10 protein-coding genes and 3 tRNA genes are annotated in these 15,318 nt (G+C 46.9%); 6 read left to right on the top strand and 7 right to left on the bottom strand.

Annotated elements, in window-relative coordinates:
- Positions 1 to 572: 572 nt before the first annotated feature.
- From ACJJIT_RS09775 to ACJJIT_RS09750, 6 genes are all read right to left on the bottom strand, one after another.
- A tRNA-Leu gene (locus ACJJIT_RS09775) sits at positions 573 to 659 on the bottom strand.
- Between the two features lie 94 nt (positions 660 to 753).
- A tRNA-Cys gene (locus ACJJIT_RS09770) sits at positions 754 to 827 on the bottom strand.
- 423 nt (positions 828 to 1,250) lie between these two features.
- Positions 1,251 to 2,615, bottom strand: coding sequence for a hypothetical protein (locus tag ACJJIT_RS09765; protein ID WP_444900829.1), 1,365 nt, complete (start codon positions 2,613 to 2,615; stop codon positions 1,251 to 1,253).
- Between the two features lie 315 nt (positions 2,616 to 2,930).
- Positions 2,931 to 4,835 carry a S8 family serine peptidase gene (locus ACJJIT_RS09760; protein WP_444900828.1) on the bottom strand — a complete coding sequence of 635 codons (1,905 nt, stop codon included), beginning with the start codon at positions 4,833 to 4,835 and terminating at the stop codon, positions 2,931 to 2,933.
- A gap of 86 nt (positions 4,836 to 4,921) precedes the next feature.
- Positions 4,922 to 5,155 (bottom strand): hypothetical protein, encoded by a 234-nt coding sequence (locus tag ACJJIT_RS09755; RefSeq protein WP_444900827.1) that lies wholly within the window; start codon positions 5,153 to 5,155, stop codon positions 4,922 to 4,924.
- A gap of 93 nt (positions 5,156 to 5,248) precedes the next feature.
- Positions 5,249 to 6,070, bottom strand: coding sequence for a hypothetical protein (locus tag ACJJIT_RS09750; protein ID WP_252085832.1), 822 nt, complete (start codon positions 6,068 to 6,070; stop codon positions 5,249 to 5,251).
- Between the two features lie 798 nt (positions 6,071 to 6,868).
- Between ACJJIT_RS09750 and ACJJIT_RS09745 the strand changes: the two genes are divergently transcribed.
- Positions 6,869 to 7,006, top strand: a complete 138-nt coding sequence (locus ACJJIT_RS09745; protein ID WP_444900826.1) for a hypothetical protein — start codon at positions 6,869 to 6,871, stop codon at positions 7,004 to 7,006.
- Positions 7,007 to 7,248: 242 nt separating this feature from the next.
- Positions 7,249 to 7,325 (top strand) — tRNA-Pro (locus tag ACJJIT_RS09740).
- A gap of 498 nt (positions 7,326 to 7,823) precedes the next feature.
- On the opposite strand, the gene ACJJIT_RS09735 is transcribed toward ACJJIT_RS09740, so the two are convergent.
- The gene (locus tag ACJJIT_RS09735; RefSeq protein ID WP_444890375.1) at positions 7,824 to 8,672 is read right to left on the bottom strand and encodes an acyl-CoA thioesterase; all 849 of its coding nucleotides are present in this window, start codon (positions 8,670 to 8,672) and stop codon (positions 7,824 to 7,826) included.
- 385 nt (positions 8,673 to 9,057) lie between these two features.
- Here ACJJIT_RS09735 and ACJJIT_RS09730 point away from each other — a divergent pair, with 385 nt between their 5' ends.
- The 4 genes from ACJJIT_RS09730 (at position 9,058) to ACJJIT_RS09715 (ending at position 15,250) form a co-directional block, all read left to right on the top strand.
- Positions 9,058 to 9,735: a TetR/AcrR family transcriptional regulator gene (locus ACJJIT_RS09730; RefSeq protein WP_444900825.1), complete on the top strand. Its 678-nt coding sequence runs from the start codon at positions 9,058 to 9,060 to the stop codon at positions 9,733 to 9,735.
- Positions 9,728 to 10,291, top strand: a complete 564-nt coding sequence (locus ACJJIT_RS09725; RefSeq protein WP_444900824.1) for a DUF1285 domain-containing protein — start codon at positions 9,728 to 9,730, stop codon at positions 10,289 to 10,291. The genes ACJJIT_RS09730 and ACJJIT_RS09725 overlap by 8 nt, the downstream gene beginning before the upstream one ends.
- A 458-nt stretch (positions 10,292 to 10,749) precedes the next feature.
- Entirely contained in the window at positions 10,750 to 12,399 is a 1,650-nt protein-coding gene (locus ACJJIT_RS09720) for a serine/threonine protein kinase (protein WP_444900823.1), read from the top strand.
- A gap of 121 nt (positions 12,400 to 12,520) precedes the next feature.
- On the top strand, positions 12,521 to 15,250 hold the full coding sequence (locus ACJJIT_RS09715) for a TonB-dependent receptor domain-containing protein (protein WP_444900822.1): 2,730 nt from the start codon (positions 12,521 to 12,523) through the stop codon (positions 15,248 to 15,250).
- Positions 15,251 to 15,318 lie beyond the last annotated feature (68 nt).

Genomic DNA, 15,318 nt, shown 5'->3' with positions numbered 1-15,318 from the left:
TGGCGATGGGAGGAAAGTGTCGACTGAGGTTTATTGAGCAGGAGTCAACTCAGATTCATGAATCTCTTAGGCTGAGCCCATCCCCCTATTGAAAATTTAGGCAATTACCTCTTTTCACTCTTTGTAAATCATGGGTGGAGAGACAGAGTCCGCATTTATTTCTGCTGTATGCAATGCTAAGGAGTAGCGTAGCTCCCCTATTTTTTCGGGAGCAATAGATGTCGGCTGGCAAAAAAGATGGCTGAAATCTATCAGGCAAATTATGGTAGTTTGAAAATCTGGCCCATGGTTTCTTAAAGCTTACTTCAGTCAAGTGCCTTACCACCTTGTGGGATCGACGAACCATTAACCTAGGTGGTATTGATGTCTAGGGGCTTGACTATGTTACAGCTGGGATTATAAGGGCGGGCTGAATTTAAATAGAGTGATTAGGGGAGTAGGAGTACTTTTGAATCAAGAAAACGATTTCTACTCTCTCTGCCTTAAGTTTTGAGAAAGAGTTTAGAGGTTCTGAAGGTGTGCACAAAATTTGTGCCAAGATATATTTCGTTTTTTGATTCTAACAAAGTGTGTGGTGCCCGGGGCCGGACTTGAACCGGCACGGCCGTGAAGCCGGGAGATTTTAAGTCTCCTGTGTCTACCAATTCCACCACCCGGGCAGCTCCTTTGCGAGGCGGGAGTTTAGCACTTTTGCTCTTCCCTGGATCCTCACGTTCAATGCAGTTCACAGGATTCTGCAATGAAAAGGAAAAATGGAGGCTAGGGTCGGAATCGAACCGGCGTACACGGAGTTGCAGTCCGCTGCATGACCACTCTGCCACCTAGCCTTTGTTCCACATCTTGTGTGGATGAGAACGCTGCGAATTCTATCTGATAAATCTGAAAAATCCTAGCGTTTTCTTATACTTACGTGCCCTTGGCTGCGTAAGTGGGCGCTATTCTATGGACTATCAGAGATTAGTCAAGCGTTGTTTTCAACAAATTGTAAAACTTGAGGAAAAAAGTCTGGAAAGTTCACGGATGACCTTATGGCAATAGACTTAATAACTTTTAGTACGGTTGCCAATGAAGCTATTTCCATTTGTTCTTAATTTATTGGAAGGGTTGCTGGCAATCCATTGAGGGTGTTCGATACTGTCTTTATCTGGCTAACATGTCTCCCCCCAAGCGTGTTATGCAATGCCGGTAGGGCACACCAGGATGGTATTTGCCCGTAGTGTAGCAAGGATGAAATCCTCCAAGTTTCACTCCTAATGGTCTTGGCCCTGACGCTCTCCCCCCCCGTCGTCAGGGCTTTTTTTTATCTGTTGTTTGACAACCTTAGAATTTTTCTCTGTGAGGTTTTCTAAGGCCAGTGCTTTTACGGGTCTACCAGCTGCTTGTTCTGACAGCTTTCGAAAGCGTTCCAAAGTCACTTCGCCACGGGTACTCGCGAGTGCTTTCGCAACCTCATCGATACTGGCCTTACCGTTGCTTGCTTCACGAATCTCTTTATCGAGTTCCAGCATAACTCCCGCTGCCCGCGCTGTAACTGGCCCTGAGGAGCGTTTCACCAATAGAGTGGGGGCCTTTTTTCCCCAATTAATCAGTTTATCCATTGCCTCTTGGTAGCGGTCATCACTGATGCCACCAGTTCTTCTTAAAATTTCAAGGGAGTAAAATTCTGCAAGGCCCTCCACAATCCAGTCACTCTGGTCATCTCCATGGATACCTGTTCCGACATGTACTAGCTCGTGGATCATGCTACTGGTGCGGTTTCCACTAATCAAAGGCCGATCGGCATGCATAAATAATGAGCGCGTCCCGGATAATCCCCCTCGCCACATAGGGTCATCAGCGGTAACGATCAATAAATGGTCTGGAAATAGAGGGAAGATTTTTTTAAGTTCTGGCAGGTTCCAATTGAGAAATGCAAGAATGTCCTGTCGACGGATGTTTTGCCCCTTAGGGCCGGAAATTCTGGTATCTGTGTTGGCAATCAAATCCTGGCGGCTGCCGATTTTACCAACAATCATCCATCCCTTTGGTCTGACAAAACGTCGCTTTTTGTCGGATATTTGATAGAGATTTTCTTCGATTTGAGGGTAGGGCAGAGCGGAAGACCAACCTTCAGGCATCTCTAACTTCAGGCGGGTATCCGTGGCCCGTCCTCGGCTAGTAGCAGAAATTGGCGGAATTAATTTATCGCTGCGTAGAATTGCCCAGTCTTTGGTAATGCGTGAATCATAACCACCGTTTTTCCTTTGGTTATTGATAACAAAACTATAACGGAGTTTTGCCTCGTTGCCGGCGGTGTGCCAAATAGCCTTTCCTTCCTTTTCTTCCAAAGGCTGCGCGCTCTTCAGGTCCTTATAACGGCCTGAAGCCAGGTTCAGGGTTAGCTTACTGGGTACGTCTTCACCGCTCAGAGCTACCTCAACCAAGGCCTTCTTACTTTCAGGGTCGATTTTTGCCGTGTATAAGAGCTCATATGCCCTAGAAACCGGTGAAAGGATAAGAACAAACAAAGACAAAGAGAGAAGTTGTTTACGCATCATTATCTGGCAGAAAATCCAACAAGTTCCAATTTGGACAATGAGCAAGCCTACAGGTGCCGACATGTCGCCATCAAGCAAATGAGTCACGGCACCTGGGTTTAATCATTCGTTCCGGTGCGTCTAGTTTGTGCATGTAGAAGCAGCTTTTACTATCAAGTCAGATTAAAGAATACACTTATAAAGGCGTTATCAATGTAAATGGTATATCTAAGCACAACCCAATATGTCACTAGAGGTTGTGTTATGTAGAAAAGCGCCGCCGAAAAATGTCGATAGGGGAAAGGGTGGTTGATTTTTATTCAAACTGTGTGTAGGGAAAATGGCCCATGCGCAAGCATTGAGGAATGACGTAGGTACAGAGGCCACAGGTCCCCGTGGCCTCTGTGGATGTTTCTACCAATAACGAATGGAGCGTGGATCCATAAAGGGCATTCCATAGGCAAAGGCGAAGCCGTCTGGGAAAGTACCCATCACTGGTTGTTGGGGGGGCATTCCGCTAACCTCTGCCCCGTAATAGGCCGGGACAAACTGATGGCCGGACCAGTTTGCTCCAGCCCCCGCATAGCCTTGCATTGGCGGCACGCTATATCCGGTATAAGGAGAAGCGTGTGGGCTTGTGGGCTGGGCGGCAGATACACCAACACCTTCGGTTTTTGCAATTTCTTTGGCTGACTCGAATAGAGAATCAATACCAAATAGCCTGGGAACACCGGCTCCTACTCTATCTGCCCCAAGATTCATTGGTGATGTTAGTGTTCGGATCAGTTGGAAGAGGCCGGTTGTACGCGAAACATCACGCTGTCTGAAAGTGGTTTTAAATAATGGGTGGTGGGCAAGTAGCAGGGCAGCCAGACCAGTGATATGAGGTGCTGCCATGGACGTGCCTGACTGTACATCAAATCCTTTATCTGGCACCGATGACACAATACCCACTCCCGGAGCTGCTACTGATACCTCTGGTCCATGGCAACTAAAGGTGGGTAAGAAAACACCATCTGCAGTAACGGTTGATGGAATAACGGTTTGAGCATCCCAGGAGTCTCTTGGAAATTCATTGAGCATTCCTATCGCCCCTACAGCCATAACATTGGGGGATCTTGCAGGATACTGAACAGGGCCGCCAGAATTGCCAGCGGCAACAACGCAGGCGATACCATGTTGCACGGCATCTTCAATTTGCTGTTCAACGGCTTCTGATGAGTCTGTGCTCCCCAGGCTCATATTGATTACATCAATGCCTATTTCAATGCAGTGAGCGATTGCATCAATCAGGCTACTAAATTGGCCGCCAGGGAAGACTTTAAATACATAAATTTCGGCTTCTGGTGCAAAGCCACGTATAGCATCAGTCCCAGAGGGTTGGCCGGCAATGATACCTGCGCAATGGGTTCCATGTCCGACAATGTCTTCTGCCCAGCTTTTACTGTCGTAATTATTAGTGACATCAATGCCATTTTTTAGATGCGAGAGTATTGGATGTTGGTTATCAGCCCCCGAGTCAATGATGGCAATCTTAATACCTTTACCGGTATATTCATCGGGAAGTTGATCTAAGCCCATGTACTTTTGCCCCCAGCCATAGGGAGCGTTATTTGGAAAGCTGGGGATTGCCTCGCTTAGTGAGTGCAATTTGACCAGGTTTACTCCTGTCAGAGAAAGTGAGGGACAACGAATATATTTATTCCAGAAATCTTTAGAGGGGCGGATAAGAAGGGATTTGATCTGGGCCCCGCCACTCTGGGCGAAAATATTGATTGCCACTTCCCCTTTGTTGTTGGTTACGCCCTCTTGTGGGAAGCCCGCACTTTCTACAATTACTTGAGCATCCCGAATCGGTTCACCCTTTGAGCCGACCACTCGGAGCCGGACTTGTTGGGCCTTAGCATGATATTCACGCAAGAGACCGGGTTGCTGGGCAAAAATTGCAGTAAAGCTTGGTGCAAAATTAGCTTGCCCATAAGAAAGTAATGAATCCAGTTCAACGGCAATATTGGGAGGGGCCGTTTGGTAGAGAGTAGCGGCAGCATCAACATCCATACGCACTTTGTAGATATTTGTTGCTTCATCTGCAGTTGAAAGTGTTTTTAGCTTTCTACCTGGCCTAATTTCGCGAAGCACTTCACAACCGGGCTGCCTGGCAATAGTTGAAATTATATTGTGCATTGAGCCAGCGTTTAATAGCTGGACTCCCATAGACTTGGCCACTTGGCTCCGGCGGGGAGAAATAAGTAACTCGACCTTCTCTGCAACCTCGACCGAAGGTTCTCCTGCGGCCTTTTCTTGTCGGGATTCAGTCATGTTTGTGTTCCTTCGCTTTCAGTGCGGTGCTGACTTTTAGCGTGTACTTAACGTCCGAAAGTAATGAATCGAGAGGGTATTCAATATTAGCCGATTGGCTGAATAGGTCTGTCTGGATCTATGATCACTTTCCCGCCTAATTTCCTTCTTAAGTTTTCAACTGCATCTGGTGTAGCTCGTAGTGTGACATTGCTTTTGCGCAAGACGACTTCTTTCACATCTGGGCAATTTTTTGCCTCACGTGCCAGCTCCTCCAATTCTATGGCGGTAGCTAATACCTTGCGGTTAGGGACAGCCACATACTGCTCAAATTTTTTCATTATTTTTCTCTGATAACGATCAACTTAAAGAATGCCGGGGCAAGTTATATAAAACTGGTGGCGGAAAATCCGCCACCAAGAATCAGTGTTTTATTAGTGTAAATAGGATTGCTGCTGTAGGGGTGAGTTAGGCTGCTGCATGGCCTGGAATGGGTATGCCTGGCCGATACCACTTAAATTTTGCAATCCTTGATATGGAGTCTGTGGTATTACCTGAAATGGCAATGTATGGCCGATACCCGTCATTGGGTTCATCATTTGAGCAGGGAGGGTCCCCAGCTGCTCTTGAATCTGGGGAACAGGGGTAAACTGATTTAAATAGGGCTGTGTCGTTAATTGTGGAACGAACTGAGGCATGGCCTGGAATGGCAGTAGCTGACCTAGTCGCGCAACATTGTTGAGAAGTTGGCCCTGTGGGCCACCAATGTAGTTGCCAATTACCGGAGCAGCGCGGTTTATCAGTTCTCCTAGGAAACCCTGGGGCGTATATTGTGGCGCAGCCTGGAAAGGCAGCAACTGACTGAGGTTATTCACAGCATTCACAAATTGGTTTTGGGGTGCCCCCAAATAGCCCCCAAATTGTTGCGCTGCCCGGTTGATTAATTCTCCAATATATCCCTGAGGAATGAATGGCTGGGTAAGTTGAGGCTGAATTTGTGGTAATGCTTGGAAGGGAAGCAATTGACCAAGACCGCCGAGGGAATTGATCAGCTGGCCTTGAGGTCCACCAACAATACCGCCAATTAATGGCGCCGCCCGACTCACCAAATCACCCAGGAAACCTTGGGGGCTCAGTTGTGGTACAGCATGATGAGGGAATATATTGGTGAATCCTGCGACTGTGTTGATTGGAGGAATAGCGTAGTTAAGTGGCTGTCCAAAAGTCCCTTGAGCGTATGCATATGGTTGGTACATGAACGTACTCCTTGAGTAGGCCTTTATCGATATAAAAATCTATCGTCCAGGTATTTCATGGTTTCTGGGTTGAGAGTATTGAGACTTGATAAAGCCCCATTAACAATTTGACCAGCTAGAAGTAAATCAGGTGCCAATAATAGGGGGAATGCTTTAAGTGTCGAGTATCCAGCTGGCTGAGCAGAGTATAGAGAAGCTTTCGCAGTGTGCTGGAAAAGTTTAAGAATTTTTTGTGGCTAAAATCGGTTGAATATAAAGGCGTGAAAAATGTTTGTACCTTTTTAAAAATGTAACGATTTTTAGCCGATAATTCACTCAATTTTCTATAAGATGGCAGGCCGTGTAGATTCTAAACTTACATATTGTAATGTTCGGAGGAGGCGATGTATTCATCCCCGCTCAAAAGTTTCAGGGTGTGACTTCAAGTAGGCAATCTTATTTAAATTCCTCCTAAATAATAATCATAAAGCATTTCTTCTTTTCTGAGTTGTTTTCTGTGTAAGCTAAAAATTCTTCTCTATGGAATCAATGTGGGGTAGGGCGGAGGGCTTTTTTATTCTGCATTTTTCACATGGATCTTTATCAATCTATTGGCTTCGCCGGGTTTAATAGCAACAGGTAGTGCTGAATGAAACTCTATGTGTGCTGTGAAAAATCTTGGTGCAGTTAAAAAGACGTAGTATCCAGGATCAAGGTAGAGGTCACCTGGTATCAGGTTACGAATAATGTGATGGACACCCATTAACTTGGAAGGTGCTTAAATAGCGATTGAAAGAATGCACTTATAAAGCCGTTAACATGTTGTTAGTTTCAAGCAAATATCATCTGTTTCTGGTCACCAGTAATGAGGTGAGTGGTATCTACGCAGCAGATGATGCCCTGCAATTGCAGGAGTCCATTGCTCACCAAGTGCGCCGCATGCGGTATTTGCCGTAATGAAGGAGCGAAATCAGCAGGAGTACACTATTGATTGAAATATATCCAAAAAAAGACTCCCGAATAGGCAAGCCGGTTATTTCAGAGGGGGCGATAACATAAAGCCAAAGAAGTTCGTATAGCGGAGGGATAAAGCCTTAAAAAGCCATAAAGTAAGGTTGTTGAATGCAAAATGTACGAAGATGATATTTGCGTCGAAAATACTTGACCGATAAAAAGTGGGCGCGTAGTATTCGCGACCTCGGTGAGTAGCGCAGCCTGGTAGCGCACTTCGTTCGGGACGAAGGGGTCGGAGGTTCGAATCCTCTCTCACCGACCATTATTTAATAAGCCCGCATGCTGCGGGCTTATTTGTGTCTGTCAGCTTGCTTCTTTTCTCCTGAGTATTTCTAGCACCAACTTTCCACATGGTTCAAAAGCCTTATTAATAAACTCCGGTTATTGTGCTTGAGAATGGTCTGTACTTTTTCCATTTTTTGCTCTTATGGGGCAGGGGTTAAGAGGGTGCCCCACATGTAGATGAAGGTATTTTCGCGAGTCCCTAAAGCGAAATGGCTCCATACTTCTCACACGTCTTAAAAATGCAGAGTGGCCTGTTACGTATCCTAAGAAGAAAACCGCCAGCTTATGTCGGCGAGATCGCCAAATTGGTAGCGATTGTCTTTGTGGATTAGAAGGGACTATTCACCCGTGGAGATCCTGAAGCTATTTATTAGATTTTCAGGTAAAAGGTTGCGCCGCTCATTCCCGGCTGGGCTATCTCTACCGATACAATGAGTGGCGCTTTCTTGTCTGGCTTTCGTTATAACCTTTCGACTTAGCTTTTAATTTGTCGAATGAGGCCTTCTTGTGCGGTAGAGGCTACCAACACGCCATCGCGGGTATAGATCTGGCCGCGGGTAAATCCACGTGCACCACCGGCAGACGGGCTATCAGTGACGTACAAAAGCCATTGATCGAGGCGGAAGTTGCGATGAAACCACATGGCGTGGTCAACGCTGGCTGGCATCAGGTGTGGATCGAATAGGGAAATATCATGTGGCTGCAGAGAGGTGCCCAGTAGTCCCATATCAGAGGCATAGCAGAGTGCTGCTCGGTGCTCGATAGGGTCATCAGACATTTCGCCCTCTGCACGCAACCAGAACATACACTTGGCTTCTCGAGTTTCGGCACCAAAGTAGCTTTGTGGATCTACTGGGCGGAAGTCGATCATATAGCGGCGCTGGTCATACTGCGGGCTAACGAGGCCAGCCTCCAGAGCCAGCTCCTGAGTGTTTTTTAAGCTTTCTGGGTCAGGTATGTCCACAGTAGGCATGTCGGCCTGATGATCGAAACCAGGCTCTTGGATCTGGAAAGAGGCCGACATGTTAAAGATCGCGCGGCCGCGCTGTTTGGCCACAACGCGGCGGGTGGTAAAGCTGCCCCCGTCACGTATTGGGTCCACCTCATAGATTACCGGTAGCTCGCTTGATCCAGGGCGTAAGAAATAGGCATGTAGGGAGTGTGGCAGGCGATCCTCGACGGTACGGGCGGCGGCCATCAGGGCTTGGCCAAGCACCTGGCCCCCAAAGAGTACTTTTCGATAATTTTCGACGTGATGGCGACTGCGAAAGAGGTGACGATCCAGCTCTTCGACGTCGAGAAGTTTGCTCAGCTTTTCCAACATGGACGACTCTACCTGTTACCTATAAGTGATAGTCGGGTTTGCCTGGGCTGGCATTGGAGGTCTGCCCAGAAGAGCGATAATAACAGTAGATGACGTAAAGGCCATTATTAGTCATTAATTTTGCATCAAGTTTCATTGGTGGCTGATGGTTCACTTAGTTGGGCGCTTTGCGTTAGCAATGTGATGTCATTCATGGCGAAAATGATGGCTAACTTGGACCTTAAATGTCGTATTAGGACAAAATTTAGGCGGGCTGCTCTCTCTTTGGGCGTATTTTCTAGGCTAATTTCCCGATTCTCTTTTCCAAGCGACTCGAATTGCCTATCATTCATGAATGAATAGTCAATTTCAGTCCCCAACATTACGGGCAGAGAAGGTCGGAAGTATGGATAAGGCAAAAGAGAAGGTTCAGAGGTTTCGCGCGCGTGAGCAGCGCATCCTGGATGCGGCTCTGGAGCTTCTGCTGGAGCATGGTGAAGAGAAAGTCACGGTTGAGCAGATTGCTGAGCGTGTAGATATAGGCAAAGGCACCATCTACAAGCACTTTATCTCTAAAACAGAAATCTATATGCGGCTGCTGATGGACTATGAAAAGTCCCTGGCAGAGCGCCTGAAGATCGCAGTAGAGAATGCAGAGAAAGGCGACATTACCGCGCCCGCCCGTGCCTACTTTGAGTCCCGTATGGCTGATCCTGGTAAGGATCGCCTCTTTCAGCGCTTGGAAGAAAAGATTATCTCTCTCAATTTGGCGCCTGAGATGATCTCCGAACTACACGCTATCCGTAACTCCAACACCTCGGCTTTAAACCGAGTATTTGAGCGCAGGATAGAGCAGGGAATGCTGAAAAAAGTGCCTGCCTATTTCTATTACTCCACTTACTGGGCCCTAGTGCAGGGCGCAGTAGAGCTCTATCACTCCAAATCCTTTGCCGATGTGATCGAGGATCGTGAGGGATTGATGGAGTTTATTATGGATGTGGGTGTACACATTGGTGATACCTCACAGCGTAAACCCATTGAGAGCGGCCATTCTGGCGACACGGCGGGGTCCACCTTTGGCTGAGCCACTTTTTCAGCAACTGCAAAAGTTGCAAAAGGAGTTCCACGGGCACCCACCGGTTGACCGGTGGGACCCGGATTTCTGTGGCGATATGGATATGGTGATCAAGAGTGATGGTCGCTGGATTCATGAAGGAACCGAAATCCGCCGTCAGCCACTGGTGAAGTTGTTTGCCAGTATCCTGAAGAGGGAAGGGGATGAGTACTTTCTGGTCACTCCTATCGAAAAGCTGCGAATACAGGTTGAGGATGTCCCCTTTGTAGCTACCCAAGTTGCGCGCAGCGCCTCAGAGGGTGGAGATCAGCGGCTATTATTCACTACGAGTGTGGGCGATGTTATCGAGCTGAATCAAGGTAGTAATTGGCAGCTTCAAGAATTTGGCACACCTGCGCATCCAGTCCCCTACGTAGAAGCCCGAAATGGCCTAATGGCCAGGGTGTCCCGTGATGTCTTCTACCAGCTAGTAGATTGGGCAGAAGAGAGAAGGCTGGGCGAAAATGGCTCTGGGCAGCTGTTTATACGCAGTGCGGGTGGCGAATTTCTTTTGGGATCTTATTAGCAAGCGCCCTTTTCTAAACCTGGGGTTGTTTTCTATTCCCCAGGTTTATCTAACAATTTAGTTAAGCCCCTCTTGAAATCACCTCTAGCGTAAGTTCTCCCTAGATTCATAACTTTCCATATTTTTTTGTAGTCTTGTGCAAATTGGCAAGATTTAATGGTTTTTATATTTCTTTCATTTTTCTGAAAGCGTATGTAAATCCAAGGGAAATAAAAAATACCATTAAATGTAAAGTTCAAGTCTCTAGTGCAAAAATTACTGAAAACATATAAAAAGTTAACAAATTCGCAACACGCCGTTTCTACACTCCCCTCCGTCCTATTCGCTTAGGCGTATAAATTAACATAGTGTTCAGGCAGTCAATTATTTGATTTCAAGTTTTTATCTATAAGTAAAATCTGAGGTCAATATTCATAGGCTGCTCATATTTTGGATATTAATTCCTTTAGGGGGGGAGTATGAAGCGTATACAAAATCGAGTTGTCCTGGCTGCCGTAATTGCGGCTTTATTGGCGGGTTGTGATGGTGGTGGTGTCAGTGTTGAGCCTAAGACCGTAGATAATTCAGTAGATAACTCTGTTGATAATTCTGGAGGCGGTTCTTCAGAAAACCCCTGTGCAATTGTCGAAAGCTCTGGTGTGCAAGGTACCTATGAGAGTGGTAACTGCCGATATGGAACCGATTTTGTTTCTGCATCCAATCCTTTAACTGAAGATTTGTACCTCCCAGCGCTTTCAGAAGGTGGAGCCCATATTTTTGATGGTAGTCTTTTTGTTGGTGAAAATTTCTCTAGTGATGCCGACTTGCAGGCCGCTGGTATCACCGAGGGTGGAGATGGCGTAAAGCTGAAGATACAGGCTGGGACAACCGTTGCGTTCAAGGATAACTCGGCTTTTATGGTCGTGAATCGTGGCTCGCAAGTTTTTGCCCGTGGTACTGAATCAGCACCAATTACCTTCACCTCTGAAACGGATATTCGCGGCACTGTGACTGCTGATGCAGTATCCCAGTGGGGTGGAATGGTTATCAATGGTTTTGGTGTTACCAATAAATGTAAATATAAAGGCTCTATTGGCGGCGGAGATTTGGTCTTGGATGGAGAGTGTCATGTTGCTGCCGAGGGGTCTACTGACGATAACACTTCATACTACGGCGGCGACAACAATGCGGATAACTCTGGTGAGCTTTCCTATGTCGTCGTAAAACATACTGGAGCTTTGGTCGCTAGTGGCGATGAACTCAATGGTATCTCATTTGATGCGGTTGGAAATGGGACTGTGGTAAACAATTTGCAGGCTTATTCCACTTTTGATGATGGGATTGAGTTCTTTGGCGGTGCGGTAGATATTAATAATTATGTTGCTCTTTATGTGCGAGATGACTCAATCGATATTGACGAAGGTTACCGCGGAAGTATCACCAATGCCCTGGTGATTCAGAGTGAAAATGATGGCAACCACTGTATTGAGGCGGATGGAATCGGTTCTTATAAAGACACGATTGATTACACCGCACTGATTAATCAAGGGCTTAACAGCCGCCCTATGATTGATGGTCTGACTTGTATCGTTTCTGCTCAAAAAGAAGGTACGCATGATCCGGGTGCTGGGTGGCGTCTTCGAGAGGGTATTTACCCAATGATTACTAACTCCATAATCGTTGCCTCATTTAAAGCTGACGAAACGGCTGATGATGGTAGCAACTACTGTTTACGTATGGAGAGTGCCCAAACCCGTAACGAAGCGACCTCCGGAACAGAACTGGCCCTTACCTCAAACATTTTCGCTTGTGAAGATCGCACTAAAACTGACGAAGCTTCATTCGATTTAGTGGCCTGGGCTGAAGATAACGGTAACCAGTTTGCTCCGATTTCTGGTGCGGTGAGCCCAACCATCGGTATTGATACCAATTTTATTTTGCTAGACGGAACCCCTGCAATCTATACGGTGGCTGCTGATCAACAGCGCATCAATGATGCCGTGCCTACTGTAACTGCGTTTGAACGCACATACTTGGGTGCCCTCGATATAAATGGCACTGACTGGACTCAAGGTTGGACTTACGGCCTTCACCAGGGCAACCGTGCACAGCCTCTCTGGTTTGAATAATTAGCTTTAGGGATTGTTAGGAGTATTTCTCCTGAACCTGCAGGGCGCCGCCTTCGCTGATGGGGTCGGCGCCCTGTTTGGTTTTGATACCCCAAAATAGGAATGATAAGAGGCCCGTGTAATGGCTAAATATGAAAATTTCCAGAGACTGCCGTTGGTAATGGCTATTACCGCGGCCTCTGCTATGGCTCCTGGTGTATTTGCCCAGGATGCCGATCTGGTGGAAGAAAGCACTGGTAAAGCACGAGGGATTGAAGAAGTGGTGGTTCAGGGGCGTTTGCGGGACTCCGCGGAGGCCCTGGTCAGTGAGCGCCTGGAAGAAGAAGTGGTCACCGATATCCTTGGTGCCGAGATGATCGGTCGGGTAGGGGATTCTACAGTGGCGGCTGCGTTGCGTAGGGTGTCGGGACTATCGCTCGTGAGTGATAAGTTCGTCTATGTGCGTGGATTGGGTGAGCGTTACTCAAGTACCACGCTAAATGATGCGATAGTACCCTCACCGGACCTGACTCGAAATGTGATTCCTCTCGATTTATTCCCTACTTCCATAGTGGATTCCCTGGCTGTTCAGAAGAGTTACTCTGCTGATCAGGCTGCTAGCTTTGGCGGTGGCAATGTGGATATTCGCACAAAGGGAATTCCCGATGATCTGACTTATTCTGTAGAGTTTGGCACAGGAAGTAATACGGAAACCAGTGGCGAGGTTCTGAGTTATCAGGGTGGAGATGATGACATCTTCGGAACTGATGATGGTACCAGGGCACTCCCAGGAGAAATATCCGCAGCGCTAAAACGTTTCAGGGGGGGCTTGGGTATCTCCGATATCAGAAAAGTTCTGGTTGAGGAGGGAAATCAGTATGCCAGTGAGCATGAAGCCGATGATGCAGCCCAAGCACTAAATCGTGAACTGGCCTTAAATCTCAATCGTGATATTTCTATCGAAGTGGATTCCAGTGATCTGGATAGGGATATGAAAGCGAGTGTAGGCAACCGTTTTTCCTTCAATGATCTTTGGGAGTTGGGATTTCTGGCTGGAGCCTCTTATAAAAGTAAGTGGAGGGAGTCTGAGAGAACCCTGCGCAACTTTGGTGCCCCCAAAGAGCAATTGAATAATCGCAACAAGTCAACTTATTCAGTGGATATCAGTGGGAATTTAAATTTAGGTATACGCTTTGCTGATGAGCATGTGATTGAAACTACGAGTATATTCCTGCGCAATACTGATGATGAAACCTCTATTACGGATTACTTTAATGAGAACCGGCAGGTATCAGACGGTTCAGGCTATCGTGAGTATTTGTTGAAGTATGAAGAAAGAGAGCTAAACCTAAATCAGGTCAAGGGCAGTCACTCTCTGGGGCCCGAGACCAAAACCCTTCTTCCTTTTGAGTTCTTCAATCTGGTTCCGGAAGAGGTGATTGTTGATTGGTTTTATTCGGATGCAACAGCGACCACAGACATCCCCAATCAGGTCGACGTCATTTCCGATACAGTTACTGATCCTACGACGGGTGAAGTGCTTAGCTCTAAGGTCAGTACGGGTTCTCGAAGTGCAGGTTTCCGATTTACAGAGCTTGAAGACGAAGTCAAAAATTACGGTTGGTCAGTCAACTTCCCTCTAGAATTTTCATTTTCAAGTTTGGAGTTGACGGGTGGCTTCGCGAGGATGGAGAAGGGGCGCTCATACAAGCAAACTGAGCTGCGCCTAGATATCTTCAGTGTGGCTACTGAAGATGTACTCGTTGGCCCGCTGGGCGAGGTATTTGGTGATGAAAATATCACCAACAATGGAAATGACTACGTTTTCGACTTGGCGGGAAGTAACAAGCAAAGCTATTTAGCAGCTACGGCTACAGATGCAGTATTTGGTAAATTCGATTGGACATTATTTGAAACCTGGCGAATTTCGGCTGGGGCGCGCTGGGAGGATTACAGTCAAGTGGCACTTGAGTGGAACCCTTATGGCTACTCCATAAGTGACCCTCAGGTAACAACAGACCCAGATGACCTGTTGGAAGCGGTTTATGCTGAGGATGATATTTATCCCTCTTTCTCTCTGACTTATATGGGAGAGTTTTGGGCGGAGACTTTTCAGCTTCGTTTTGGAGTCTCAAAGACAGCTGTACGGCCGGATCTTCGTGAAATTACCGATGCGTATTATATCGATCCTATTACTGGAGAGCAGGTCAAAGGTAACCCCAGTGTTCGTCCCTCTGAAATCCATAATTATGATCTGCGTGCCGAATGGTTCTTCGATAGTGGGGACAACTTAACGGTTTCCGCTTTTTATAAGGATGTTATTGACCCCATAGAATTTTTTGAAGCGGCTTCCAGTGATACCAATGTAGCCAGGGAAATTATTAATGCCGAGTCTGGAGAAATTACCGGTATTGAAATCGAGGGCATGAAGCAGCTCGGCTTCCTGGGTGACTCTATGGAGAGTTTCTTTGTGCAGGGCAACGTCACTTTGCAGGAGACGGAATTGGTTGCGGGGGGTGAGGCTGATGCGCCTACGAATCCTGAGCGGGAAATGACGGGGGCTTCGGAGTTTGTCGTGAATATGCTTTTGGGCTTTGATAGTCCTGATGGCAACCATTCGGCAACATTGGGGTATAACGTATTTGGTGAGAGGTTGCATCTCGCCGGCCGTAAACTTGATCCAGACTCATATGAACAACCTTTTCATTCTTTGGATTTGACTTACTCCTGGTATCCCATCGAAGAAGTGACAATAAAAGCCAAGATGCAAAATTTGTTGGATGAGTCTATCGAGATTGAGCGTGATGGCGTCATCGTATTCGAAGAGAAGCTTGGCCAATTCTTTGCCTTAAGTGCTCAGTATAAATTCTGATTTTCTGCCTGCTAAATCCTGCTTCCGACTTCTGGAGGCAGGAGTTCATCTAGTTTTGCGATCTTAGA

The organism is Microbulbifer mixtoriginis (SeqCode) (assembly GCF_052467515.1).
Note: the sequence above shows the minus strand (reverse complement) of the source record. Positions and strands in the feature narration are given on the sequence as shown.